The 26892-nt window shown below is 47.2% G+C and carries 23 protein-coding genes and 5 tRNA genes (1 of these 28 only partly in view); 15 read left to right on the forward strand and 13 right to left on the reverse strand.

Annotation, left to right across the window (positions count from 1 at the left end):
* On the reverse strand, positions 1-1191 hold the 5' portion of the coding sequence (locus NYE50_RS01005; protein WP_172870144.1) for an MFS transporter. 21 nt of this gene lie to the left of the window's left edge; only the first 1191 of its 1212 coding nucleotides appear in the window; the start codon lies at positions 1189-1191; the stop codon falls past the left edge of the window.
* A 229-nt stretch (positions 1192-1420) separates the two neighbouring features.
* Between NYE50_RS01005 and NYE50_RS01010 the strand changes: the two genes are divergently transcribed.
* The 5 genes from NYE50_RS01010 to NYE50_RS01030 all read left to right on the forward strand — a co-directional run bounded on the left by NYE50_RS01010 (position 1421) and on the right by NYE50_RS01030 (position 7414).
* Positions 1421-2689: an aspartate aminotransferase family protein gene (locus NYE50_RS01010; protein WP_007408029.1), complete on the forward strand. Its 1269-nt coding sequence runs from the start codon at positions 1421-1423 to the stop codon at positions 2687-2689.
* On the forward strand, positions 2686-3636 hold the full coding sequence (locus NYE50_RS01015) for an inositol monophosphatase family protein (protein ID WP_014416764.1): 951 nt from the start codon (positions 2686-2688) through the stop codon (positions 3634-3636). Before NYE50_RS01010 ends, NYE50_RS01015 begins: the two co-directional genes overlap by 4 nt.
* On the forward strand, positions 3611-4657 hold the full coding sequence (locus NYE50_RS01020; protein WP_003156784.1) for a zinc-dependent alcohol dehydrogenase: 1047 nt from the start codon (positions 3611-3613) through the stop codon (positions 4655-4657). The genes NYE50_RS01015 and NYE50_RS01020 overlap by 26 nt, the downstream gene beginning before the upstream one ends.
* A 231-nt stretch (positions 4658-4888) precedes the next feature.
* Complete coding sequence (locus NYE50_RS01025) at positions 4889-6322, forward strand: SulP family inorganic anion transporter (RefSeq protein ID WP_224988730.1); 1434 nt, start codon at positions 4889-4891, stop codon at positions 6320-6322.
* Between the two features lie 150 nt (positions 6323-6472).
* Complete coding sequence (locus NYE50_RS01030) at positions 6473-7414, forward strand: bile acid:sodium symporter family protein (RefSeq protein WP_088056555.1); 942 nt, start codon at positions 6473-6475, stop codon at positions 7412-7414.
* Here NYE50_RS01030 and NYE50_RS01035 read toward each other — a convergent pair.
* From NYE50_RS01035 to NYE50_RS01090, 12 genes are all read right to left on the reverse strand, one after another.
* Positions 7403-8155, reverse strand: coding sequence for an alpha/beta hydrolase (locus NYE50_RS01035; protein WP_224988731.1), 753 nt, complete (start codon positions 8153-8155; stop codon positions 7403-7405). The genes NYE50_RS01030 and NYE50_RS01035 overlap by 12 nt on opposite strands.
* Positions 8152-9162: an iron ABC transporter permease FeuC gene (gene feuC, locus NYE50_RS01040; RefSeq protein WP_038461736.1), complete on the reverse strand. Its 1011-nt coding sequence runs from the start codon at positions 9160-9162 to the stop codon at positions 8152-8154. The genes NYE50_RS01035 and feuC overlap by 4 nt, the downstream gene beginning before the upstream one ends.
* Position 9163: 1 nt before the next feature.
* Positions 9164-10171, reverse strand: coding sequence for a FecCD family ABC transporter permease (locus NYE50_RS01045; RefSeq protein WP_007609051.1), 1008 nt, complete (start codon positions 10169-10171; stop codon positions 9164-9166).
* Between the two features lie 19 nt (positions 10172-10190).
* Positions 10191-11147: an ABC transporter substrate-binding protein gene (locus NYE50_RS01050; RefSeq protein WP_003156778.1), complete on the reverse strand. Its 957-nt coding sequence runs from the start codon at positions 11145-11147 to the stop codon at positions 10191-10193.
* An 87-nt stretch (positions 11148-11234) separates the two neighbouring features.
* Positions 11235-12830 (reverse strand): bacillibactin transport transcriptional regulator Btr, encoded by a 1596-nt coding sequence (gene btr / locus NYE50_RS01055; RefSeq protein ID WP_172870143.1) that lies wholly within the window; start codon positions 12828-12830, stop codon positions 11235-11237.
* 137 nt (positions 12831-12967) lie between these two features.
* Positions 12968-14212 (reverse strand): exo-beta-N-acetylmuramidase NamZ family protein, encoded by a 1245-nt coding sequence (locus NYE50_RS01060; protein ID WP_159353714.1) that lies wholly within the window; start codon positions 14210-14212, stop codon positions 12968-12970.
* Between the two features lie 15 nt (positions 14213-14227).
* Entirely contained in the window at positions 14228-16141 is a 1914-nt protein-coding gene (locus tag NYE50_RS01065) for a glycoside hydrolase family 3 protein (RefSeq protein WP_224988732.1), read from the reverse strand.
* 46 nt (positions 16142-16187) lie between these two features.
* Positions 16188-17471 (reverse strand): penicillin binding protein PBP4B, encoded by a 1284-nt coding sequence (gene pbp4b, locus NYE50_RS01070; RefSeq protein ID WP_224988733.1) that lies wholly within the window; start codon positions 17469-17471, stop codon positions 16188-16190.
* On the reverse strand, positions 17468-18859 hold the full coding sequence (locus tag NYE50_RS01075) for a PTS transporter subunit EIIC (RefSeq protein ID WP_224988734.1): 1392 nt from the start codon (positions 18857-18859) through the stop codon (positions 17468-17470). Before NYE50_RS01075 ends, pbp4b begins: the two co-directional genes overlap by 4 nt.
* A gap of 127 nt (positions 18860-18986) precedes the next feature.
* The gene (gene murQ / locus NYE50_RS01080) at positions 18987-19916 is read right to left on the reverse strand and encodes an N-acetylmuramic acid 6-phosphate etherase (protein ID WP_159353716.1); all 930 of its coding nucleotides are present in this window, start codon (positions 19914-19916) and stop codon (positions 18987-18989) included.
* Between the two features lie 99 nt (positions 19917-20015).
* Positions 20016-20492 carry a GNAT family N-acetyltransferase gene (locus NYE50_RS01085; RefSeq protein WP_007408015.1) on the reverse strand — a complete coding sequence of 159 codons (477 nt, stop codon included), beginning with the start codon at positions 20490-20492 and terminating at the stop codon, positions 20016-20018.
* A gap of 18 nt (positions 20493-20510) precedes the next feature.
* On the reverse strand, positions 20511-20963 hold the full coding sequence (locus NYE50_RS01090; RefSeq protein WP_014416775.1) for a DUF523 domain-containing protein: 453 nt from the start codon (positions 20961-20963) through the stop codon (positions 20511-20513).
* 180 nt (positions 20964-21143) lie between these two features.
* On the opposite strand from NYE50_RS01090, the gene NYE50_RS01095 reads away from it, so the two are divergent.
* The 10 genes from NYE50_RS01095 (at position 21144) to glmM (ending at position 26768) form a co-directional block, all read left to right on the forward strand.
* Positions 21144-21215: transfer RNA gene (locus tag NYE50_RS01095), tRNA-Glu, on the forward strand.
* A 3-nt stretch (positions 21216-21218) separates the two neighbouring features.
* Positions 21219-21294: transfer RNA gene (locus tag NYE50_RS01100), tRNA-Val, on the forward strand.
* Positions 21295-21299: 5 nt separating this feature from the next.
* Positions 21300-21372: transfer RNA gene (locus NYE50_RS01105), tRNA-Thr, on the forward strand.
* Positions 21373-21391: 19 nt separating this feature from the next.
* Positions 21392-21476: transfer RNA gene (locus tag NYE50_RS01110), tRNA-Tyr, on the forward strand.
* A 4-nt stretch (positions 21477-21480) separates the two neighbouring features.
* Positions 21481-21552: transfer RNA gene (locus NYE50_RS01115), tRNA-Gln, on the forward strand.
* Positions 21553-21781: 229 nt separating this feature from the next.
* Positions 21782-22345 carry an RNA polymerase sigma factor SigW gene (sigW, locus tag NYE50_RS01120; protein WP_159353717.1) on the forward strand — a complete coding sequence of 188 codons (564 nt, stop codon included), beginning with the start codon at positions 21782-21784 and terminating at the stop codon, positions 22343-22345.
* 13 nt (positions 22346-22358) lie between these two features.
* Complete coding sequence (gene rsiW, locus NYE50_RS01125) at positions 22359-22985, forward strand: anti-sigma-W factor RsiW (RefSeq protein WP_003156765.1); 627 nt, start codon at positions 22359-22361, stop codon at positions 22983-22985.
* Positions 22986-23150: 165 nt separating this feature from the next.
* Positions 23151-23972, forward strand: coding sequence for a diadenylate cyclase CdaA (gene cdaA / locus NYE50_RS01130; RefSeq protein WP_003156763.1), 822 nt, complete (start codon positions 23151-23153; stop codon positions 23970-23972).
* Positions 23965-25404, forward strand: a complete 1440-nt coding sequence (locus NYE50_RS01135) for a CdaR family protein (protein ID WP_159353718.1) — start codon at positions 23965-23967, stop codon at positions 25402-25404. Before cdaA ends, NYE50_RS01135 begins: the two co-directional genes overlap by 8 nt.
* Before the next feature lie 17 nt (positions 25405-25421).
* Positions 25422-26768 (forward strand): phosphoglucosamine mutase, encoded by a 1347-nt coding sequence (gene glmM / locus NYE50_RS01140; RefSeq protein WP_007408011.1) that lies wholly within the window; start codon positions 25422-25424, stop codon positions 26766-26768.
* The last annotated feature ends 124 nt before the right edge of the window (positions 26769-26892 follow it).

Below are 26892 nucleotides of genomic sequence, written 5' to 3' on the forward strand. Positions count from 1 at the left end.
GTTATGATTTTGAAGATTGTTTGATTTTATTGTCTCGAGCATTCTTAAACTGAACACAATCAGCAGCATAAGGAGCATCAGTGCAGTAAACAGCCAGAACGCAGTTTGTACGGGATATTCATCTAAGCTCCAGCCGACGGCGATCGGAAGGAGTGAACCTCCTAATCCGTTTGAAGCGAGCAGAATACTGGTAGTTGTTTCTGTCTTTCCGGGATAAAAATGATTCGTGATGATTAGGGCTATTGCAAACATGCCTGCCATGAACAGTCCTAAAAAGAAGCAAAGGGCAAAACCGAACCATACGTTTTTACTTAATGCTAATACGGTAAGTGCTGCCAGACCGCCAATGCTTATGAGACGGAGATAACGGTGATATGTCAGCTTTTCTGATACCGGGCCTGTTAATAACCTTCCGATGATCATACCCGTCCAATACACTGTAACTGTTATTGTTGCCAAAGAGTTGGGGATATCCCATTTCTCAGCGAAGATGGAGGGGATAAAATGTACAATGGAAACTTCACTGCCGCCGTAAAAGAAGAAGTAAGCACCCGCCAAGGCAATAAAAAGCAATCCTTGTGACCGATAACCGGTGCTTTCTTTTTGAGTGTCAGCAGAAGAGACCTCTTTGCGGATGAGAAGCTGATCAATACTGCCGAAACTCATCTGCTTCCATGCGATTAAAAGTGCAAAACTGGATAACCCTAATACTAAAAAAGCAATTGTCCACATGTGGTTGTTGATAAGAAAGCCTGAGAGCAGAGGCATGAAAAGCGCACCTAATCCGTAGGCCACTTCCATCTTGCTCATGGCCACAGCCTGTCTTTCTTTAATAGCGGTGAGGATGATCGTGCCTACGCAGGATTCCACCAGTCCGGCGCCAAGCCCTGCGATGCTGACGAGAAGAAAGAGCAGCGGCCAGGGCGGCAGGAAGGTGATGAACATTTCACAGCTGATGAGTGCCAGGCCAAAGATAACGACGTTTTTGCGCCCAAGCTTTTTCACCATGTATGGCATTCCGATGACACCGATGAGAAAGCCCATGAACTGAGAGAATACCAATACTCCGCCATTACTGTAGCTTTGTGAATAATGTGTGAGTAACTCAGGCAGTACGGCTCCCAGAATAACAAGTGTAAAAGCAATCGATCCATAAGAAAAACAGCTTATCCACAGCAGACGAGTTTTCATCATTTTATCTCCTTATTGGTAAAATAATATTTCTCTCTACTCGTATGACCATGATGTTTTTACAAAAAATCCAAGTATTGTTACTATATCACATAACTTTTTCTCGTACATCCCTTATGGTAACGTTAACAAATTGTTAACATTTTTTACAAGAAACATCGTTGACATTATTTTCAATAATTTATACGATAAAAAGCGAAATTCTAATAATTTCATAGGGGTGGTATTTGTGGGAACGAAGGAAATCACGAATCCAGACAGCTTGTATTACAGTGTTGACGATGTAGTAATGGAGCGCGGAGAAGGGATTTACCTGTACGATCAAGAGGGAAATGAGTACATTGATTGCGCTTCTGCCACATTTAACTTGAATTTAGGATACGGTAACAAAGAAGTCATTGATACGGTTAAAGAACAAGCCGATAAGCTGATCCATGTGACATCATCCTTTCAAACAGACGCCGTAAATAAACTGGCAGAAAAACTAGTAGAAATCGCCCCCGATAATCTCACAAAAGTACACCCTAAAGTCAGCAGCGGTTCCGGTGCAAATGAAGGAGCTATTAAAATGGCTCAGTATTACTCCGGAAAAACCGATGTCATCTCCTTATTTCGAAGCCACCTCGGACAAACGTATATGACTTCCGCTTTGTCCGGCAACTCATTCAGAAAAGAACCTTTCCCGCCGCAAATTTCTTTTGGCCTGCAAGTCCCCGATCCGTATTGCAGCCGCTGTTTTTATAATCAGAAACCTGATTCATGCGGTATGCTGTGCGTAGAAAGAATTAATGATTTTATTGAGTATGCGAGCAATGGAAAAATTGCCGCCATGATTATTGAACCGATATCCGGAAACGGTGGAAACGTCGTTCCGCCTAAAGAGTATTTTAAACAGCTGAGAAAGCTTTGTGATGAACATGATATCGCCCTGATTTTTGATGAAATTCAGACCGGGTTCGGACGGACGGGTAAAATGTTTGCCGCGGACCACTTCGATGTGAAACCTAATATGATGACGGTAGCAAAAGGGCTCGGGGGCACAGGCTTCCAAGTCGCCGCCACTCTGACGGAGGACAAGTATACCGGGCTTCCGGGGTATACGCACTCCTTCACGTACGGCTCAAATGTGATGGCCGCCGCTGCCGCGTGTAAAACCATAGATATTATGCAGCGCCCGGGATTTTTGGAAAATGTAACGACAGTCGGTCATTATATTATGGATCGCTTAGAAACGATGAAAGAGGATTTCGCTTTTATTTCTGAGGTAAGAGGCGTCGGTCTTATGATCGGTGTGGAGATTGTTAAAGAGAACAATGAACCGGATGTGGAGCTGACCAATTATATTGCTAAACGGGCAATGGATTACGGGCTGATTCTCCGGACATCCCGTTACGGATTCGGAAATGTATTTAAAATCCGTCCGCCTTTAACCATTACACTTAGTGAAGCCGAAGTGCTCTGCTACAGACTTCGCAAGCTATTGGAGGAAATCAAGTGAGAGACTATATCATTGGGCTTGGACAATTTGTTTATCAAAAGGTGAAAAATCAAAAAGGCACGCTGAAAAACCGGCTTGTAAACGGCTATTCTCCGGGAGGCGACGCCCAATTTAACATAGACGCCGCTGCTGAGGAGGCGGTGCTGGATTATATTCAAGAAAAGGGCCATCCGGTTGCTTTTTACACGGAGGATGGCGGCCTGAAGCTGATTGGAGAAGATCCGCAATATATTTTAATTGTAGATCCGATAGACGGAACGCGCCCGGCCGCCGCGGGACTTGAAATGTCGTGTATTTCGATTGCGCTTGCTTCGTATAAGCCAAACGCAAAGATTAAGGATATCGAATTTGCTTTTTTACTTGAATTGAAATCAGGCGCTTATATGTACGGTGATATATACAGCGATGCGATTCATTTTGAAGGGTATCATGGAGAATTGCCGAATTTGAGCGGAGTGCGGGATATTAAAAATATGTTTTGGAGCCTTGAATTTAACGGGCATCCGGCGCAGCTGATGACGGACGCATACGGCCATCTGATTGACCAGTCGGCCAATAATGGCGGGGTTTTTGTTTTCAACAGCGCTTCTTATTCGATTTCGCGAATAATCACGGGGCAGATGGATGCTTATGTGGATATCGGTAATCGTCTGCTGAAAGATGATCCGAAGCTGCTTTCAGATTTTCAGCAGGTCGGGAACGGGCAGGTGCTGCATTTGTTTCCTTATGATATTGCCGCAAGCGTCTTTTTGGCGAAGAAGGCGGGAGTGGTCATTACGGATGCATACGGCCGGTCTTTGGACGAAACACTTCTGACAGATTTAAGTTATCAGAATCAGCAATCATGTATTGCGGCATCAACGAAGGAGCTTCATCAAACATTGTTAGACCAAATCCGCTGGGGCAGAAAGGAAGAGAAATATGAAGGCGTTGGTCTGGACTCCTAATGATAAGCTTGAATATCAAGAGGTGGACGAGCCTCAAATTCGGAAATCCAATGATGTGAAAGTGAAAATTTTCGGCACCGGTATCTGCGGAACGGACTTAAATGTGCTGAAAGGAAAAATGAATGCAACCCATCATATGATTATGGGGCATGAATCGGTGGGAGCGGTCGTAGAAATCGGACCGGACGTGACAAATGTAAAAGTCGGAGACCGCGTCGTGATAGATCCTACGCAGTTTTGCGGGAAATGTCATTATTGCCGGAGAGGGCTGACGTGTTATTGCGAAACCTTCGAGGATTGGCAGCTCGGAATCGGGGCGCACGGAACGTTTGCGGAATATTACGTGGGGGAAGACAGGTTCATGTACAGAATTCCGGATTCAATGGAATGGGAGCGGGCCACATTGGTTGAGCCTCTCTCTTGTGTGCTGAATGTTGTGGACAAGGCTTCGATTCAGCCGGAGGACTCGGTCTTGGTTTTGGGGTCGGGACCGATCGGACTGCTTGTGCAAATGATGGTGAAAAAACTGGCGCGATTGACGGTTGCGACTGAAATAGGCAGTTTCCGAAGCGAGGCGGCGAGCCGGATATCGGATTATGTCTACCACCCTGAAGCATTAACCGTGGATGAAGTGAAACGGATTAATCAAGGAAGAAAATTTGATGTGATTTTTGACGCGATCGGCAATCAGCTTGATTGGGCTTATCCTTTTATTGAAAAGGGAGGCAGAATCGTGCCGATGGGCTTTGATGATACGTATGAGATGACGGTCAGGCCGTACCAGCTGCTGTCAAACGGCGTGACGATTGTAGGCACAGGTGAAGCCCGCCAGATCATGGAGGCCGCGTTAGCATGCGCGTCCGACCTTCCGCAGCTCTATGATTTTATTACGGAAAAGACGGAACTGAAGAATTATGAAGAAGCCATTGATCATCTCATGGGCATCGACCCGGTGACAAAAGAAAGAAAAGATATCAGCGCAATAAAAACGATTCTTGTGTCTGATCCGGAACTTTTATAAAAGCGGAAACGGCTCCAGTGAGAGCCGTTTTCTTTTCTTATTTATACGGTCTTGCACATTTCTTTAAAGTTTAATATGATACTCTTTGTTAACAATTCCTTTCCTCAATGACATTATACTCTGAGCGTGTCCTCTTTTTCCCCGTAAGATTGCCTCATATTCCCCAGATGAAAATCAATGTTTCCAACTGATAGGGTGCGGATTTTTATAGTGAAAAGGAGTCGTTATCATTTGAAAGATTATACGTTACAGCAGCAATGGTTCGGGAATGTCCGTAAAGACATTCTGGCCGGTATTCTGGTTGCTCTCGCTCTGATCCCTGAGGCGATCGGATTTTCAATTATTGCAGGTGTCGATCCGATGGTCGGCCTTTATGCATCATTTTGTATTGCGATTATTATTTCTATCTTCGGCGGCAGACCGGGAATGATTTCAGCCGCTACGGGTTCAATGGCGGTTGTCATGGTGACATTGGTGGCTGATTACGGGCTGCAGTATTTGTTTGCGGCAACCATTTTGACAGGTATTATTCAATTTATTCTAGGTGTCAGTAAGATAGCGAAATTGATGAAATTTATTCCGCGTTCGGTCATGATCGGATTTGTGAATGCTTTGGCGATCTTGATTTTTTCTGCGCAGCTGCCGCAGTTCAAAGGAGCTTCATGGGTCATGTACGCCATGCTTGCCGGATCACTGGCTATCATATATCTATTGCCGAAGGTTACGACGGCTGTGCCGTCTCCGCTGGTGGCGATTATTGTCATGACGATCATTGCGGTGGTCTTCCATGCGGATGTCCGCACGGTCGGTGATATGGGCGGGATTACAAGTTCACTTCCGCATTTCTTGATACCGGATGTTCCGTGGACGTTTGAGACATTGCGGATTATTTTCCCGTATTCACTGGCGCTTGCATTCGTCGGATTGCTCGAGTCATTGCTGACAGCCCAGATCATTGATGAAATGACGGATACGGATAGTGATAAGAACAAAGAAAGCCGCGGACAAGGCATCGCCAATATTGTGAACGGATTTTTCGGAGGCATGGCCGGATGCGCCATGATCGGCCAGTCTGTCATTAATACGAAAGCCGGCGGACGCGGCCGGTTATCGGCTTTTACGGCCGGAGCGTTTTTAATGTTTTTAATTGCCGTATTAAGCGGTATCGTCGTGAAAATTCCGATGGCTGCGCTGGTGGCCGTGATGGTTATGGTGTCCATCGGCACGTTTGACTGGTCGTCGATTAAAGGTTTGCGGAAAGCGCCCCTTACTGATTCGATTGTTATGGTTATTACCGTCTTGACGGTCGTTTTGACAAATGATTTATCAAAGGGCGTTTTCGCGGGTGTGCTGCTAAGCGCGATCTTTTTCACGGCTAAAATTTCTAAGCTGAAGATTGTGTCACATTCCGAACAGAATGATGTCAGGACATATAAGGTAACGGGACAGATCTTTTTTGCTTCCGTGTCTGAGCTGATGAATGCCATCGTTTATGATGAAGGTGTGAAGCGGATTGTCATTGATTTGACTGATGCCCATGTCTGGGATGATTCTGGAGCGGCGGCTCTTGAGAAAATTGTCGGCAAATGTAAAGAATACGGGATTGAAGCTGAATTAAAGGGATTAAATCAGAAAAGCCGAGATTTAATGAAACAAATGGCATAGAATTTGTGAAGTCCGGATGAATATATCCGGGCTTTTTTTCGGTTAAATTTGCCGGTGTGCATTGTTATAATGAATGAGACTTGAAAACCGTATATAGGGGACTTGCATATGATGTGGCTTCAGAAGTTGAACCAAGTGTTGGGGAGAATCATGCCTCTGTTGACTCCGTCAAGTGTGGCGGCGGGTGTGCTGTTATCTCAGCATATCAGCTGGATGGCCGGCGCTGTGCCGTGGATATTTGCATTTATTACATTTACGGGCAGTCTGAGTGCCAATTTTCAATCGCTGAAGCGCAGTATCGAGAAGCCGCTCCCGATGATCATGGCATTGTTTGTTCTGCATATTTTCATGCCTGTTTTTGCATGGGGAAGCGGCCATCTGATTTTCAGCGGTGACCCTTTAACTGTGACGGGGCTGATTATGGGTGTGGTGATTCCGACCGGAATTACGAGTTTGATTTGGGCTGCGATGTATAAGGGAAATGTCGGATTGACGCTGTCTATTATCCTGGTTGATACCGTGCTTTCTCCTTTTATCGTACCGTTAAGCCTGTCTGTCCTGGCCGGGGCGAATGTTCAGATGGATGTGTGGGGAATGATGAAAGGGCTGGCGGAGATGGTGGTGATTCCGTCCATCGCAGGGATGATGGTCAACCAGTTTTCCCCGCCGGTAAGGACTCAGGCGATAAGCCGGTCGCTGTCTCCTTTTTCAAAAATCTGTCTGATGATTGTCATTGCCATTAACAGTTCGGAAATCGCGCCGTATGTCACGCACGTGGATATCAAATTTGCGGGCATCGCAGGTATGGTATTTTTTATTGCCATGACGGGTTATGCCGTGGCTTGGCTGATCGGAAGACTGATGAAGCGGAGCCAGGATGAAATCGTGTCTCTGATTTATACAGGGGGCATGCGCAATATCAGCGCCGGAGCCGTTCTCGCCGTGTCTTTCTTTCCGTCTCAAGTGGCGGTTCCGGTCGTCATCGGGATGCTCTTTCAGCAAATCCTTGCCGCTTTGTTCGGCTATTTGCTGAGACGCTTTGAACTTAAGCCGGTCGTGATGAAGTATGAAAAAAACCGCTCAGCTACGTGAGCGGTTTTTTCCGTACAGCCAGCTTAGTGCTGCATTGAATTGTCGTTTGAATGCTTCTTGATGGTGCACGGCGCCTTCTTCAACAGTGAAAGAGAGCTGAGATTGAGAAAAGCCTTTTTGCCTCAGGCTTTCATGCACGTCTTTATTTTGTCGGATCATGGTGTTTTGGATGTTGTTTTTATGCTCAGCTTCGCGGCTGCCTACAGACATATAGATACGCCGCCGTGCCGGACGCAAAGATGCGGAGCGGACATAATCTGCTGATTTTTCATACCAGAAGGAACCGGAAATACAGCCGATTCTGCCGAATATTACAGGCTTTTGTAGCATCGCGTATATCGAAAACAGTCCGCCTAATGACGCGCCGATCAGTCCTCTTGTTTCCGGATGTGCAGAAATGTGATGCATATCTTCTACAGTTGGAATGATGGCATCTGTCAGCTCCTCGAGAAAGAGCCTCCCTTTGCCGCCGAAATCATGAAATGCAGGGCTCAGGGAAGTCGCGGGCCACGGTGTGTACTCATCGAGCCTGTCAGCCGGTTTGATGCCGGCAAAAATCAATTCGGGAAGTGTTCCGTTCGCAAATTGGGATTCAAGCTTATCCATCTGTTCTAAAAACAAAGAACCCCCGTCCAGTACGTACACACAGGGTAAAGCCCCTGTTTGAACCGAATAGGAGGGAGGAAGATACACAGTGCATTCCTTTCCGTTTATCCGGTGTGCTGTAAGTGTGCCCCTCATGCATCCAGCCCCTTCTTTTGCTTAAACAGAAGAAAAAAGAAATAAGGAACGCCGAGAATCGCAAGAATAATTCCCGCCGGCACTTCTGAAGGCTGAAAGAATAATTTGCCCGCAAAGTCGGCGGATATGACGAGGAGCATACCGACCAATCCGCTGACCGGTAATGAGTATCTGTGCTCAATCCCGGCGAGCCTGCGGGAAATATGGGGCGCGATCAGCCCGACAAATGCCATGCTGCCCGCTGCGGTTACACATGCGCTGATCAAAGCGATGCAGGCAATGAGTAAAATCGTTTTTTCTTTATTGGTTGAAACACCGAGACTTTTCACCGTGTCCTCATCGAAACGAATGGTATCCAGCAATGACGTTTTCGCCATAAGAAGAGGAATGAACAAGATCAGCCACGGAAGGATCGCCGTAATGGTCATCCAGTTTGCCGACCAGATGCTGCCGTTTTTCCAAACCATCGCCATCTCATAATCCTGCGGGTCCATTTTTAATGAAAGAAATAAAGACAGCGCGCTGAATCCTGAATTCATGGCGATCCCGACGAGAATAATTCTGCCCGATTCCAGATGCCCCCGGTGCCAGGCGAAAATATAGATCAGCACGGCCGCCATCAATCCTCCGATGAGGCCGAAGACAGGCATACCCATCGCAGAGGCAAGTGCCGTCGCTTCAGATTGTCCCTGAAACAGAAGCATAAACGCGACGATTCCCGCTCCGGCTCCTGCATTAATGCCCAGAATACCGGGATCGGCAAGCCCGTTTTTGGTAATGGCCTGAATAACGGCTCCGGCTATCCCCAATCCGAGCCCGATGGCAGCAGCCATGACAATGCGCGGCAGCCTCAGCTGAAACAGCAAAATGTCATATTGCGGATTCGGATGGATGCGGAAAAGCGTACTGAGCAGTTCACCCGGCTTTGCGGAAAAAGAACCGCTTGTCATGCTGAAATAGCTTACGAGCAATATGAGAGCAATCAGAATGATATAAATTCCGGCCATTTTACGCACCACGCTGATCCCCTCCTTTTCTTTTAATCAAATAAAGAAAGAAAGGAACACCGATGATAGAAGTGACAACTTCAATAGGCGTCTCAAACGGATAATTGATGAATCGGCTGGCAAGGTCGCAAAGGGTCAGGAAGACGCCGCCGATGATGCACGCGCATGGGATCAGCCTGCTGTAGTCCGATCCGACGAGAAAACGTGTGATGTGCGGAACGACCAAACCGACAAAGGCAATTTTTCCGGCGAGTGCCACCGAGCTTCCGGTCAATATGACAACGGCCGCCATCGCCATGAGTTTGATGGTTCTTTTCTGCTGTCCCAGACTTTTTGAAATGTCGTCTCCTAATGATACGGCAGTGACCTTTTTGCTGAGAATCATGGCCGTGATGATTCCGATCGCAAAAAACGGGACGGCCAGTTTCAAAAAATCAGGGTTCATTTGATGCAGTCTCGCACTGTACCAAAAACTGAGATCCTGCGAAATTTGAAAATAAATCGAAAGCGCAGCCGACAGACTGCTGAGAAGCATACTGGTCACCGTTCCGATAATGGCAAGCTGCACCGGGGTAAAACCGCCGGGAAGAATGGAGGCCAGCCCGAAAACAAGAGCGGCGCCGAATGCGGAACCGATAAACGAGTATATGATCATTTCAATGGATGTCGATTGAGGGAGCAATACCATGCAAAGGGTGATGATAAAAGCGGAGCCGTCCGACACACCCATGATCGAAGGCGAGGCCAGATAGTTCCGTGTGATTCCCTGCATGAGCGCTCCGGAAACAGCAAGGGCGGCGCCGATAAACATAGCGCCGGCAGCCCTCGGGATTCTTGAATGCCATATGATCTGATGGTCGGTATTCTCCGGATTAAAGTGCAGCAATGCGGAGAACACGGTATGGAAGTCAAGCTGCTTTGCGCCGTATAAAACGGAAAGCAGCAGTGACAGAACAATGGCAATCGGTGAAGCAATGATAATAATGTGTGTCCGCCGTTTTGCATACATGTGAAAAACCTACTCTTTATTAGTCTTGAGTCAATTTGTCAGCCGCAACCTGTAAGAAACTGATTTTACTCCATGCGGTTCCGCCTTGGGCTAATGGATCAATCGTATTGACGTATACATGGTCTTTTTTGACTGCCTTCAGGCTCTTCCAGATCGGATTTTTCTCTAAGTCTTTCAAAGCGTCCGGCTTATCTGCGTTTTCGTCATCAGAGAATTGTACGAAGATATGGTCAGGGTTCATTTCGCTTAATTTTTCAAGAGAAATCAGTTCCTGCGCTTTCGCCGCTTTGACTTCGTCCGGCGCCTTCAGGCCTAAATCACCGTAAAGCGTGGAATTGAAATAAACTTGTTCAGGATAAATATAAATATTGCCTTGTCTGATTCTGATGACCAGCGCGTTTGACTGTTTCGCTTTGCTGTTGATCTTTGTTTTTGTCTTTTTCAGGTCCTGTTCGTAATCTGCGATGATTTTTTTCGCTTTTTTCTCTTTATCTGTAAGCTGGGCGAGCAGCATCATGTTTTCTTTCCAGTTTGATGAGATATGAGAGACAGGGATCGTTTCAGCGGTGCCGCTCAATTTTTTCAACGTTTTTTCCGGGAATTTGGTTGATGCCAGAATGACGTCCGGCTGCAGCTCAAGAATTTTTTCCATGTTCGGCTGCATTTTTTCTCCCGTTGATACGGATTTATCTGTAATATCTTTAAACAGTTCCGGGAATTTGCCGGAGAAAGAAATTGCTCCTGCCGGATGAACGTCAAGCAATTTGGCGTCTTCCATTGATTCTACGCTGCCTGTAATGGCGATTTTGTCAGTCGGCGCTTTTACTTCATATGTTTTTCCTAGATATTCGATTTTCTTTTTATCTGAAGAAGCGTCCTTTCCTTTACTTGCTGTATCGGATGTTTCTGAGCTTCCGCAAGCCGCGGCCGTGAAAGCCAAAAGCAAAATCATGAAAGCGAATGCCAATTTCTTCATCTATTGTTCCTCCTGTTCAATTGATAACTATTATCAATTGGAATTATAGAGAATGAATTGGGATAAGACCATGGATAATTTCCGGCATTACCATGGACGATCTTCGGATAAAATGGAAATGCTTTGCTCGATCATCCGCTGATGTCCGCTTGGAGAATATTCAATCCACGGGTCAGATGAAATGGGAAACACGCGTTTATTGCTGACGGCTCTAAGGTTCTGCCATATCCCGGTCTGCTGAATCCGCTGAAAATAACGAAGCGTTTCCGGTTCTTTACAAGTGAAAAGCATGATGCAGTCAGCTTGGCAATCCGCCAGCATTTCCAAGGAAATCTTTTCGTCAGGAGCAAAAGATTCCGGTTTTGCGGAGGCAAAGCCTAAATCACCGAAGAAGACATCCTCAATACTGTTGTTATGGGCGATGTACATATTTTCTTTATATACACGGACAAATAAGAACCGCTGATGCCGCACGTGTTTAAGAGCATCTTTCGCTGAATGGGCGAGACTTTGATAAGCTTTAAGCCAGTGCCGCGCTTCCTGCTCTTCATTCAAATATGCGGCTGTGCGAAGAAACTGGTCTCTCCAATTCTCTTGAGCCGGAAGGTAAAAAACGTCAGTGATGTCATTCAGGCGCTGTTTTTCTTCTTCACTGACAGAATCAAGACTGAAAATGATGTCCGGGGCAGCTTGGGACAGCGTTTGCAGGTTCTCTTCCCAATTTGCATTATAACGGTAAGCACTCAGGTGAACCGGAATATCGGAAGAGAATTGTTTGTAATAATAGGCCGTCCATTTCGGGTGCAGCGCCGCAGCGTAAGGCACGTGATGCAGAGGAATCAGATGCCCCATCGTTTCTTTTCCGTACGCGGCCATTTTTACGCGCCTTTTTTTCATATAGCTTGTAGGTGAGCTGCCGGTATGTTTTTTAAAGATGCGGCTGAAATAAAATTCGTCCTGGTAGCCGATTTGATGAGCGATTTCCCGCAGTTTGCAGTTTGCCTTGGCCATCAGTTTTTTCGCATTGGTTATGCGGATGTCTGTGATATATTCAGTTACGCTCTGCCCGTATAGTTTTTTAAAGGTTTCACTGTAGTGCTTGGGACTGATTCCCGCCATATGAGCGAGCTGGGTGAGCGTGATTTTTGTGTCGGACTGAGCATGTATGAATTGTTTTGTCTGTTCGATCGCCGCTTTCGTATTATTTTGATGGCATACTTTTGCGGCATAAAGGTCGTACATCAGCTGCTGAAAGTCGGCTGTATATTTCATTTTCTGCAATGCATCCGCCGATCGCACGTTTTCAGAAAGTGACTGAAGCCGGCTTGTCAAATGATCAACCGTTTGTATATTCATTTGCTGAAGTCCGTGGAAGATGTCTTCCCCGTTATCCGGAAGCATCGCTTCATCATCTGATGAATAGGAGAAAACACGGAGTCTGACGATATACAAATGGATGCCGCCTGACGATATAGGGGCAATATTGAATGTCTCATCACAAGGACAGATGTAGAGCGTTTCCTTCTGCAGCGGAAAGCTGTCTGTTCCGATATCAATTTGTCCCTCGCCTTTCACATGAAAGATCAATACGGGGGAATCAGTGAGCTGATGCTCTGACAGAAGGTCGGCTGTTTTTTTTACGGAGATGATATCAATGGGCTGAAAGAATAATGTGTTTTTCATAAGAAACCACCTTTTAGGAAACATTCATTTAAATGATAACTGTTATCAATGAAATTGTACCAAATAAATGAATGTTTTCCTATAAAAAGCGGAAATGTGAAATGCGTCAAAATGTTACACGTGTAACACGAATTTTGTCAGTATATGAGGTATTGTTTTCTTAGAGTTTTGAATTGGTCCAGCCGGCGTTGATATGTGCCGGTGATGTCTTCAATGGAAGCGCCTTTTTCTATTTTTTTGCGTACCCAGCCGTTACCGATCAGCTTGTCAAAAGAGCCTGTCGGCAAGAACGAAAAGTCATTCGGATATAAGTCATGCATGGTTTTCAGAATGGAAAGCCCTGTTTTTGCCGCTTCAAATGTGTTTCTGTTTGTTACGTAGACTTGTACGCCGTGGCACAGCTTGCCCTGGTGCTTGGAGAAGCTGGGGATAAATGATGCGGCTCTGAAGGTGACGCCCGGAAGCTTGAGACTGTTCAGGCGTTCTTCGAGCTCGGTGCTTTTCATATAAGGCGCGCCGATCAGTTCAAACGGCTTTGTCGTGCCCCTTCCTTCGGATACGTTTGTGCCTTCGATTAGTCCTGTCGCCGAATATGCGAATATGCTGTCCGGGGTCGGGATATTAGGCGAAGGGAGGACGAACGGCAGGCCGGTATCTTCAATCGTCATCGTCCGCTTCCAGCGCTTCATTTTTACGACGGTGAGGTCGGCGCCAATATGAAACTCTTTATTGAATAAAAGAGCAAGCTCACCGATCGTCATGCCGTGCTTCAGCGGGATCGGATACAGTCCGACAAATGAAGCGTAATCCGGTTCAAGAACCGGACCGTCCGGATTTCGTCCGCCTTGCGGATTCGGCCGGTCCAAGACATAAAAAGGAATGCCTTTTTCTTTGGCCGCTTCCATGGCATAGGCCATTGTATAAATGTAGGTGTAGTATCGCGTTCCGACATCCTGAATATCGAAAATCAGCACATCTGTATCTTTCAGCATGTCAGGCGTCGGTTTCCTCGTTTCCCCGTACAGGCTGTAGACGGGAAGCCCTGTTTTTTCGTCTATATAGGATGTGACTTTGTCTCCGGCCTGAGCATCGCCGCGGACACCGTGCTCCGGTCCGAATAATGCCGTCAATTGGATGTCTGGTGCCTCATACAGCACGTCAACGCTGCTTTTCAATGAATTGTTCACACCGGTCGGGTTGGTGATCAGCCCGACCCTTTTTCCCTTCAGTTCCTGTTTATAATCTTTCAGCAGGCGGTCGATGCCTGTTTGGATGCTTGGTTTCTTGGCGGTATGAAGGTTTCTGTCAGAAGCCGCCGAGACTGCCGTCATAGCACTGATGACGACAAGTCCGGCGAGAAGTGCAGCCGTATGTGTTTTCATAATCAGCCCTCCTGTTTAAAGCGGTTTTCCGGTCTTCAGATTAATACCGAAACCATAAGGATACAGTGTCGTTCCCGGATGCGTGACGGAAGGAATGTCAGCGGGCAGCCTGCCTTGCGGTGTTGTCTGTCCGAATATCGCTTCAATGCCTGCCGGAATGTTTGGCTGGAGGAATTGTCCGTCTGTATATCCTTTAAAGCCGTAGACTGCGATAAGGGCTTCAGCTTCTTCAAAATTCGCGGCGTCGTAAGGATTACGCAGGCTCATCAGCACAAAGGGTTTTTGGTTCGATTGTGCGGCTTTCATGACGGCCCGCGGAAATGCAGTTGTCCACTTGCCGGGATCTGTGACGGAATCGTCAATCACGCCGTCGTTTACGACAGGGTCATTTTTTACGACATAGGAGCCTGTAATCACGTAATCCGCATCAGATACCAGCTTTTTGTGTTCATCATGAAATGTGCGCTCGGCGAAGTTCATTTTACTGATGGTTACCGGCCGGATTTTTTTCTTCTTGATGAGCTGCCGAATGGTTTGTTCCATTGACGCTGTTTGATCTTCATAAGGAGCGGCAATGAGAACGCGGCTGTTCTTTTTCGGTTTGAATGGGAGCGTGCGGTTTTTGTTTTGTAAGACGGTGACGGACCTTTCCGCGATTTGTTTTTCAGCTTTCAGGTGATTTTTGCTGCCGACGGTTTTCTTTGCTTTTGAAATCTTCTTTTTCAGATTTGTCTCTTTCGGTGCGGGATATATCCCTCTTTTTATTTTCAGGGAAATGATGCGTTTCACCGATTTGTTAATTTGCTGAAGCGGAATTTCCCCTTTTTGTACCGCCTTTTTTAAAGCGGAATGAACCCGGGCAAAGCGGTTTTCCGTTTGCAGCGATGTCACTTGGGCCGGCATCAGGGCAATATCGACTCCTGCTTTTACTGCCATGACGACCGCCTCTTCTTGGCCGAAATGATCGGCTATGGCTTTCATATTTAATGCATCCGTAACGATGACGCCGTTAAATCCCATTTCCTCACGGAGAAGATGAGTCATCACTTTTTTCGAGAGTGTGGCGGGTACGAGGATGTCTGAACCGTCCAGCTTGCTTTTATAGGTTGTATCGTCAAAAGCGGGAAATTGCACATGGGCTGTCATGATCATATCAGCTCCGGCCTGAATGGCCTTCCGGAACGGATAAAGTTCAATCTGACGCAGCCTTTCTTGATTGTGGGTGACAAGCGGAAGGCCGTAGTGGCTGTCGACATCCGTGTCGCCGTGTCCCGGGAAATGTTTGACGGCGGCAGCGACATCCTGCTTTTGCTGAGCCTTCATTGAGGCAAGGCCGAGTGAAGCTGTCAGATCTCGGTCTGAACTGAACGACCTGACGCCGATGACAGGGTTTCCGGGATTATTATTGATATCGAGAACGGGAGCGAAATTCGTATTAATGCCCAGTGCTTTCAGTTCTTTCCCGATAATGGCGCCGGTCTGGGACGCGTAGGCTGTTTTTCTAGCGGCTCCGAGCGCCATATTGCCTGGGAAATGAGTGCCTTCACCAAGTCTAGTTACGATGCCGCCCTCCTGATCAATGCTTAATAATAGCGGAATATCAGGGCTCGCCTTTTGAAAGGCATCTGTCAGGCGTACCGTTTGCTCAGTGTTTTTTACATTTTCTGCAAATAAGATAACGCCGCCGAACCGGTACTTTTGAATAAGCCCTGCGACTTCGTCATTCATTTGGGTAAGAGCCTCAGGTGATGACTGCCCCTTTTTTTGCCAATTGCGAAAATCAGGCATGAGCATCTGCCCTAATTTTTCATCTAATGTCATACGGGATACCGCTTGTTCCGCCTGTGACGGAATGTCCGGTTTTGTCGATGCATGATGCGTGCCGAAAACAATGAACAACAGTAATACAGCTGAGATGACAAGTTTCATGATGGTGCCCTCCTGCCGTCATAGTTTGGACAAAAGACATGGGTTATCATTCAATGGCTTCATAAATCGTTTTTATGACGCTGCCGTAGCTTCCGGTCGGGAAATGATCCCCTTCAAAAACATTCGGGTTTTCACCGGGACTGACGACGGGGGAATGCTTTTTATTGGTCAAAAGTGCGATCCCCAGCTTATAAGCGGGATCAATAATCGTGACGGTGCCGGTCCATCCCGTATGGCCGTATGCCTGCCTGCTTGCATAAGGGCCGAACATCCACTCCATATCCGGGCTGCCGTTTTTCCGCCAGCCGAGAGCAAAAGTCGGATCAGAGGATGCCGCCGTTGTGAACAAATCGGCCGTTCTTTTATTGAAGAGAGAAACGTGTTTATAACTGCCGCCGTTCAGCATGACTTGAAGAAGGACGGCCATATCATCAGCTCTGGAAAACAGCCCGGCGTGACCGGACACCCCTCCCATGGAGTAAAATGCTTTTTCATCGTGAACTTCCCCCTGCAGCGTATACGTCCTGATGTGAGGGAAATGGATGACTCCGTCACGTGTGTTGCCTAAACGTTCAGTAGCTGCGAATGCTTTTTCTTTAAAGCCTTTTTGCAGCGGATTGAACAGTGTGTGCGTCAGTTTCAGCGGTTTGTACAGTTCTTGTTCCGCATAGGCATCAAGGGTTTTTCCGGTTATGTTTTCAATGATGCAGCTGAGAAGCATGTAACCGATATCGCTGTATACGTGTTTTGTTCCCGGTTTGTATTCAAGCGGGATTTGGGTGAGAAAACGGATCGTTTTATCCCGTTCTTGTGAATACAAAGGGCCTGCGGTGTCCGGCTGATAGAAATAAAAGCTTGCCGGCAGACCGGATTGGTGCTGGAGCACATCGATGACGCGAATGCGGTCTTTTTCTTGAATCGGATCGCTTTTTCTGTCTTTGAAATCAGGAAGGTAAGCCGAGACTTTTTGATACACATCAAGCTTTCCCTGGCTGACGAGTCGCTGTAATGCAAAATTGGCCGCGTACATTTTTGTATTGGAAGCTAGATCAAACATGGTTGATGTTTTCATTTTTTTCGGACGGGACAAAAGGGTGTTCCCGTCATATTTTTTGCTGTAGCCGTATGCTTTCTTTTTGATCACCCGTCCGTCCTTTACGACGACGAGGACGGCTCCGGGGAATCCAGCTGCGATGTCTTTTTCAATCATTTGATCAACCTTTCTGAGCTTTGCTGCGTCGTATAATTTGGATTGGGCTTCGGCTTTGTGCTGCGGCAGGAAAGAGAGGCTGATGACCATTGTGAGTATGGCGGCTGTCAGTGTTTTCATATTCTGATCCCTCCCGGTTTAGTCAAATTCAGCAGCGCCATGTCATCCTTAAATCCGAACGCATAAGTGAAGACAAAGCCCGCCGCGTAAGAGATGAAGAGACCGATGATATACAAAACGATTTGAGCCGGCTGTACGAGAAACGAGAGCGGAAGGCCGGAGACACCGATTGAAAAAGTAGCCACCTGAAAATGGGCTTGAAACGCGCCGCCGATTCCCGCCCCTAAACACGCCGTCAAAAACGGCCGGCCGAGCGGGAGCGTGACGCCGAAGATGAGCGGCTCTCCGATTCCGAGCAGACCGGATGGAAGTCCTCCGCCGATCGCTCTTTTCAATGAGGCTTTTTTTGTTTTCATAAAGATGGCGAAGGCCGCCCCTACTTGACCCGCGCCTCCCATCGCGAGAATCGGAAGAAGCGGGTCATCTCCGATTGATCGGATTAATTCCAAATGTACGGGGGTCAAGCCTTGATGCAGGCCGGTGACGACAAGCGGCAGGAAGGCGGCTCCCAGTACAAACCCTGAGAGCACTCCCCCGACATTCAGCAGTGACAATAAACCTGATGTAATCAGATCAGAAATAAAACCGCCTGCAGGGATAAACACGACATATGTCACCAGCCCGGTGATAAGTAAAGACAATGTAGGCGTGACGATAATGTCGATGGATTGATGGACGTACTTTCTGATAAACCGTTCGGTATAAGCGATAAAAACCGCAGCGAAAAGAACGCCGATTAATCCTCCCCTGCCCGGGAGCAGATTCTCTCCGAACAAACTGATATTGGCGATCTCAGGGTTAAGGATCAATATGCCCGCAAGGCCGCCCATCGCGGGTGTCCCGCCGAATTCCTTCGCCGCATTGATGCCGACAAGGACGCCGAGGTAAGTGAACAAGCCTGAACCGATAACCGTTAAAATAAGTGCGATTTGGGATTCTTTCGGGAGCCAGCCGGCCTGAATGACGGCTTTCGTAATACCGGTGATTAAACCTGATGCAATGAGTGCGGGAATAAGGGGGATGAAGATGCTTGATATTTTTCTCAGAAACCGTGTGATGGGTGTGGTGTTTTTTCTGTTGAGATCGGCTTTTTTCCGTGAGGCGGCTTCTTTTAAATCAATGTTTTTTCCGGATGACATAAGTTTTGCGAAAGCGTCGGCGACATGATTGACGACACCCGTGCCAAGGATGATCTGCAGTGTTTCGGCTTCGACGACGCCTATTACCCCGTCAAGCTGTTTCAGCGCTTCAATATCCGTTTTGTCCTGATCTAAAGGTGTAATCCTCAGGCGTGTCATACAGTGGGTAAAGCCTGAAATATTCGATGAACCGCCGCAATTGTCCAGGATATCTTTGGCCAGTGACTGATAAAATGCCTCTTTGCTCATGGAGATCCTCCTTTGTCCGTGCGATTTTTCCCGGGGAGCTGTGCCTGAAACGCGTCCTAAAAGCGCCTGCGCCGATTATGAAAACGGCGCGGGCTCGTAAAAGCACATTATTTCCACCAAAGAACGATCAGCGTTCTTTTTCTTTTGAAACGTGCTGTTCAATGGCTTTGTCAATGAAGCCGTCTGATTCTTTGAGCAGTGCCTTCGCGTGTGTTTCGTCCGAATTCGTCTTCAGCATGACGATTGCCGTTTTGACATGGCTGCCTGCGGCCTCAAGCGTTTCTTTTGCCTTGTCGTACAGAACGCCCGTGATGCTTTGGATAATGCCGATTGCGCGTTCTTTCAATTTTTCGTTGCTGACATGAACGTCCACCATTAAATTTTCGTACACTTTACCGCTTTTGATCATCACGGCCGTGGAAATCATGTTCAGAATCATTTTATGTGCCGTCGCCGCTTTCATTCGTGTTGACCCTGTAATCACTTCGGGGCCGACGACGACTTCGATGCTGTGATCGGCATAAGTGCTGATCAATGAGTGTTTATTGCATGTGAGCGCGACAGTTTTGGCGCCGATTGTTTTTGCGTATTTCAGCGCACCGGCCGCATACGGCGTGCGCCCGCTTGCCGCGATGGCGATCACGGTGTCTTCTGAGGTAAGTCCAATCGTTTTGAGATCGAGAGCGCCGGTTTCCTCGCTGTCTTCTATACCTTCAGCCGCTTGCAAAAAGGCGTCTGCCCCTCCGGCCATCAGACCGATGACGGTGTCGGGACTTACGCTGTATGTAGGCGGGCATTCAACCGCATCCAGTACACCGAGCCTGCCGCTTGTGCCCGCTCCCGCATAAATCAGCCTGCCGTTTCGCCGTAAGGACTGATGGGCGAATTGAACGGCAATCTGAATATCGGGCAGCACCTGCTGAACGGCTTCAGCCACTTTGAAATCCTCTTCGTTAATGATGCGGAGAATTTCCATCGTGTCTGCTTGATGGATTGAAGCGGTCTGCGGATTTCTGGTTTCTGTGGTCAATCTGTGAATGTTAAGCCGGTCTGTCATGATTGTACCCTCCCAAGTCGTTAATACTTGAAGTATATGGGCTTCTGAATAGATGTTTCAAGAAAAATCGGCAGGGATGAGATGGATAATCAAGCGCTTTCACAAAAAATGATGCAGAATGTGCTGTTCACCGATCGGGCCGATCCTGCGCCGCCCTTTATCAATAAAACCGGAAGACCGGTACAGGTTCTTTGCACGATGATTGCGATGGTTTACTGCAAGCACGATTTCATCACACCAAGGAAAGTAATTTGCGACAAAAGCGGGGAGCTGCAGCATCGCTTGTTTGGCATAACCTTTTCCCTGATGCGGTGCATGTAAGGACAGCGCACTCAGCAAAATGGCAGACACATTGTTCGAATACGGGGCAATGGTTTCTTTTGAGGTATGTAAAATAAAAAAACCGACGGGGCGGTCTTCTTTTAAAATGACTGTCGGGTAGCGATCCCGGATGACAAGAGCCTGCGGCAGGACATCTATCGGCAGAGCTGTGAACTTTTTATCTTCTTCACTCAGCACAAACCCGTTAAGCCCGTCTGCATGCTCCGGTTTATAAAAGGACAGGGCTACATCCATGATATCTACTCTCCTTTTTTATAATTGATCCAATTCATCTTCTGATAGAACACGGCAGCCTGCCCGTTTTAAAAGAGCGGAAGTGATGCCGTCTCCGAGTATTTTTTTTCCTGAGAAAGTGCCGTCATAGATAAAGCTGCTGCCGCAGGACGGACTGTTTTCTTTAAGGATGACCGTTGCGGCGCCTATTTCTTTTGCGTATGCTAACGTTTTTTCCGCGCCGTCCATATATAAAGCCGTAACGTCTTCGCCTGATGCCGTTACGATTTTTGCCGTTCCGTTCAGCACGTCTTCGCCCGTGCCGCCGATGATTTCCGCCGGTTCGCGGGGAGTGGTGAAGCCGCCCAAAAGTTCGGGGCAGACCATAACAGCTTTCTTTTCTTCTACGAGTCTGCGGATTTTTTCCGAAGCGGCGTGAGAGCCGTTATACCTGCATTCGATACCGCCGAGACAAGAGCTGACTAAGATCATCTGTGTCCATTCCCTTCAATATTTTGATACTTTCATCATAAATGAAATAAGAGAGGAGGGATGAGTTTTTCAGTTAAAAAACGGGTAAAAAAGTTTGAAAATAAAAAAAATAATTTTTCTCTTTACAAATGGGGTACAACCTGTATATAATAACTTTTGTCAGCTCGACGCGGACACAACGGCCCGTTGGTCAAGCGGTTAAGACACCGCCCTTTCACGGCGGTAACACGGGTTCGAATCCCGTACGGGTCATATGGAGGATTAGCTCAGCTGGGAGAGCATCTGCCTTACAAGCAGAGGGTCGGCGGTTCGAGCCCGTCATCCTCCACCATATTTGCCGGCCTAGCTCAATTGGTAGAGCAACTGACTTGTAATCAGTAGGTTGGGGGTTCAAGTCCTCTGGCCGGCACTGTTTTTTAAAAAAATACGGAGGGGTAGCGAAGTGGCTAAACGCGGCGGACTGTAAATCCGCTCCCTCAGGGTTCGGCAGTTCGAATCTGCCCCCCTCCACCATTTTTGGGCTATAGCCAAGCGGTAAGGCAACGGACTTTGACTCCGTCATGCGTTGGTTCGAATCCAGCTAGCCCAGTATCAGACACCTTTTGCATAAAGGTGTCTTTTTTTATCAGCATTTTGTTTCGATTTCTGATTGTTCATCAGATATACTATTTTTAAGCTGCTGTTAAGGCAGTATATTCTGTATTTTCCATCTACACCCTGCCTGAAATTTGGTAAAATAAATGTAATAAAAAAATGAAACCTTTTAAAACAATCAACGTATAGATACAGACCGGTGAAGGGCAGAGGTAAGATAAAACATGGAAAACCTGATTAAAAAAAGAATCAAGCAAGTCAAAAAAGGCGATCAAAATGCGTTTGCAGAAATCGTTGACCTTTATAAAGATAAGATTTACCAGCTTTGCTACCGCATGCTCGGCAATGTTCACGAAGCGGAAGATATTGCGCAGGAAGCTTTTATCAGAGCGTATGTCAATATCGACAGTTTCGATATCAACAGAAAGTTTTCAACGTGGCTTTACAGAATTGCGACCAACCTGACCATTGACTGCATCCGCAAGAAAAAGCCTGATTACTATCTGGACGCAGAAGTAGCGGGAGCAGAAGGGCTGACGATGTATTCGCAGATCGCCGCGGACGGGGTTCTCCCTGAAGACGCTGTATTGTCATTGGAGCTGTCGGACACAATTCAGAAAAAGATTTTAAAGCTGCCTGACAAGTACAGAACGGTTATTGTATTAAAGTATATTGACGAACTCTCTTTAATTGAAATCGGGGAGATTCTGAATATCCCTGTCGGCACCGTCAAGACAAGGATACACAGAGGCAGAGAGGCTCTTAGAAAACAATTGAGGGATCTTTAAGTGGGGTGATGAAATGAGCTGTCCTGAACAGATCGTGCAGCTTATGCATAAGCATCTTGATGGAGATATCCTTCCTGAAGATGAAAACGTATTAAAACAACATTTGCAGTCGTGCGGGAATTGCAAACGGCATTTTCATGAAATGGAGAAATCCGTAGCACTCGTCCGAAGCACATCGCATGTCACGGCCCCTGCTGATTTTACTGCCAAAGTTATGGCGAATCTTCCAAAAGAGAAAAAACGCGCTTCTGTAAAACGATGGATCAAAACTCATCCGATGATTGCAGCCGCAGCGGTTTTTGTGATTTTAATGGGCGGCGGTTTTTTCAACAGCTGGCATAATGACCACAATTTCAGTGTGTCCAAACAGCCGAACCTTGTCGTGCAGAATCACACGGTCACCGTCCCTGAAGGCGAGACCGTAAAGGGCGATGTCACAGTAAAAAACGGCAAGCTGTTCATTGAAGGAAAAGTCGACGGCAATGTGACCGTCGTCAACGGAGAAAAATACATGGCCTCAGCCGGACAAGTCACCGGGCAGATTGAAGAGATTAACCAATTGTTTGACTGGGTCTGGTACGAACTGAAATCGGCGGGTCAGGGCGTCGTGAGCGCTTTGGACCCGAATGAAGATGAGTAAAGCGTATAATCGCTTTACTCTTTTTTTGTGCATCGCCGCGCTGGCTCATTTCACTTGAGAAATCAAAATGTGGTATAATGAGCACGCTATATGATGTACATATTGCTCATGCAGCACAATTCATAACAGAAAAACGAAATGACTGAATTCTTGGAGGACGAGGAAATGGCTTTTGAGGACATCCCATTTTTGCAATACCTCGGCAATGCCGTTGATATTCTCCTTGTTTGGTATGTGATATATAAATTAATCATGGTCATACGCGGGACGAAGGCGGTTCAGCTTTTAAAAGGAATCGTCGTCATCGTATTGGTCCGGATGGCCAGTTCATATTTGGGACTCAGCACGCTTCAGTGGCTGATGGACCAAGCGATAACATGGGGATTTTTAGCGATCATCATTATATTCCAGCCTGAGCTGAGACGGGCGCTTGAACAGCTCGGACGGGGCCGGTTCTTTTCCAGGAGCGGAACCCCCGTGGAGGAAGCGCAGCATAAGACAATTGAAGCGATTACAAAATCGATCAGCTACATGGCGAAACGCCGCATCGGCGCACTCATCGCGATTGAGCGCGATACGGGAATGGGCGATTATATTGAGACGGGCATCCCGCTTAATGCGCAGGTCAGCTCGGAGCTTTTGATTAATATCTTCATCCCGAATACACCGCTGCATGATGGAGCGGTCATTATGAAAAATAACGAGATTGCGGCGGCTGCCTGTTATCTGCCGCTTTCTGAAAGCCCGTTTATTTCAAAGGAGCTGGGGACGCGTCACAGAGCGGCTGTCGGCATCAGTGAAGTGACGGACAGCTTAACCATTATTGTATCTGAAGAGACGGGCGCCATCAGTGTGGCCAAAAACGGAGACCTTCACAGAGAATTGACGGAAGAAGCACTGAAAGAAATGCTTGAAGCCGAGTTTAAGAAGAACGCCAGAGATACTTCTTCTAACCGCTGGTACTGGAGGGGCAAGAAAAATGGATAAATTCTTAAACAACCGCTGGGCTGTAAAGATCATTGCATTGCTCTTGGCGCTGCTGCTTTACGTTGCGGTTAACAACAACCAGGCGCCGACTCCGAAAAAGCCGGGGGAATCCTTTTTTCCGACATCAACGACTGACGAGGCTACGCTTACTGATATTCCTGTAAAAGCATACTATGATGAAGCGAACTATGTCGTCACCGGCGTGCCCCAGACCGTAAATGTCACGATTAAAGGCTCGACAAGTGCGGTGAAAAAGGCGAGACAGACGAAGAATTTTGAGATATACGCCGATATGAATAAGCTGAAGACCGGGACTCATAAGGTCGAATTGAAGGCGAAAAACGTATCGGACGGCCTGACGATCTCCATTAACCCGTCAGTCACGACGGTTACGATTCAGGAAAAAACGGCTGAGAGTTTTCCCGTGGAAGTTGAATACTACAATAAAAGCAAAATGAAAAAGGGATACACCCCTCAGCAGCCGATTATCAGCCCGAAAAACGTGCAGATTACAGGTTCGAAAAATGTGATTGATAACATTTCACTTGTCAAAGCATCCGTGAACCTTGAAAATGCAAATGAGACCATTGAAAAGGAAGTGAAGGTGACCGTCTATGACAAAGACGGCAACGCACTTCCTGTTGATGTTGAACCGTCAGTCATTAAAGTGACAGTTCCCGTAGCCAGTCCGAGCAAAAAGCTTCCTTTCAAAATCGAAAGGAAGGGAAGTCTTCCGGACGGGGTGAGCGTTGCGAGCATTGACTCGAATCCGAGTGAGGTGACGGTTTACGGCCCGCAGGATGTGCTGGATTCACTGGAATTTATTGACGGCGTATCTCTTGATTTAGGCAAAATTGATAAAGATACCGATATCAATGCCGATATCCCGCTTCCTAAGGGTGTCACTAAGGTATCACCGGAAAAAATCACGCTTCATGTTAAAGTGGACAGTGAAGACAAAAAGGATTTTGACAATGTCGGAATCAAGACGGTCGGACTGGGAGGCTCACAGCAGATTGAGTTTCTCGATCCTGAATCGCAGGCGATAAATATTACGGCCAAAGGCTCTCCCGCCAACATTAAGGCGCTGAAAAAGTCGGACATTGAACTGTATGCCAATGTCTCGGACTTGGATGACGGAGAGCACTCTGTAAAGCTTGAAGTAAACGGCCCGCAAAACGTCACATGGTCCCTGTCAAAAGACACGGTTAAGATCAAGCTGACTTCTAAGAAAAACACAAGTTCAAATAAAAATAACGGCGGTTCCGCTGATTCCGGCAATAAGAACGGCACAAGCGGAGACGCAGACAAAGACAAGAACAAGAACCGGGAAGACGACACTGACAGCGATCAGAATAAAAGTCAAAACCAGGATCAAAATCAAGACCAGGATGAAGACGGATCAAGTGCTGATTCTTCTTCAACAGAATGAAAAAGGAGCGATACAAAATGGGCAAGTATTTTGGAACAGATGGTGTAAGAGGTGTTGCCAACAGCGAGCTTACGCCAGAGCTGGCCTTTAAAGTTGGGCGTTTTGGCGGTTATGTCCTGACCAAAGATAAGCAGCGCCCGAAAGTGCTGATCGGCCGTGATACACGTATCTCCGGACATATGCTGGAGGGAGCCCTTGTCGCCGGACTTTTATCGATCGGAGCTGAAGTGATGCGCCTCGGCGTTATTTCTACGCCAGGGGTATCCTATTTAACGAAAGCCATGGATGCTGAGGCGGGCGTCATGATCTCCGCTTCTCACAACCCCGTACAGGATAACGGAATTAAATTTTTCGGAGGGGACGGCTTTAAGCTTTCTGATGAGCAGGAGGCCGAGATTGAACGTCTCATGGATGAACCGGAAGATAAGCTGCCGAGACCGACAGGCGCGGACCTCGGGCTTGTGAACGATTATTTTGAAGGCGTTCAAAAGTATCTGCAATTTTTAAAGCAGACGGCGGACGAAGATTTCACAGGCATTCATGTAGCGCTTGACTGCGCCCATGGTGCGACATCTTCCATTGCGACGCACCTTTTTGCCGATCTCGATGCTGACGTATCTACAATGGGGACGTCTCCGAACGGATTAAACATTAATGATGGCGTCGGTTCTACTCACCCGGAAGCGCTGAGTGCTTTCGTCAAAGAAAAAAACGCCGATATCGGCCTTGCGTTTGACGGAGACGGCGACCGCCTCATTGCCGTTGATGAAAAAGGAAACATCGTCGACGGTGATCAAATCATGTACATATGCGCGAAGTATTTGAAATCAGAAGGCCGTCTGAAGGATGATACCGTCGTATCGACCGTGATGAGCAACCTCGGTTTCTACAAAGCGCTTGAAAAAGAAGAAATCAAAAGCGTTCAAACGGCAGTCGGCGACCGCTATGTCGTAGAAGCGATGAAAAAAGACGGCTATAATGTCGGCGGCGAGCAGTCAGGGCACCTTATTTTCCTTGATTACAACACTACCGGCGACGGTCTTTTGTCCGCGATCATGCTTGTGAATACGCTGAAGGCGTCCGGCAAAACCCTTTCAGAACTTGCGGATGAAATGAAAAAATTCCCGCAGCTCTTAGTGAATGTGAAAGTGACGGATAAATATAAGGTAGAAGAAAACGCTAAGGTGAAGGCCGTTATTTCTGAAGTGGAAAAAGAAATGAACGGAGACGGCCGGATTTTAGTGCGCCCGTCAGGCACCGAACCGCTCGTCCGCGTGATGGCCGAAGCGAGAACAAAAGAGCTTTGTGACGAATATGTCACAAAAATCGTGGATGTCGTGCGGACAGAAATGGGAGCGGAGTAGCGAAGTTTATAAGCAGAGAGCGAACAAGACAAGTGCGATCAGCATAATATGATAGTAAACATGATGCCGGGGCGGCAAAAAATAATTGACCGTCCTTGGCACATGCTGTAAAATCAAGCTTGTT

This window comes from Bacillus sp. EU55, from assembly GCF_038005925.1.
Taxonomy (GTDB): Bacteria; Bacillota; Bacilli; order Bacillales; family Bacillaceae; genus Bacillus; species Bacillus velezensis.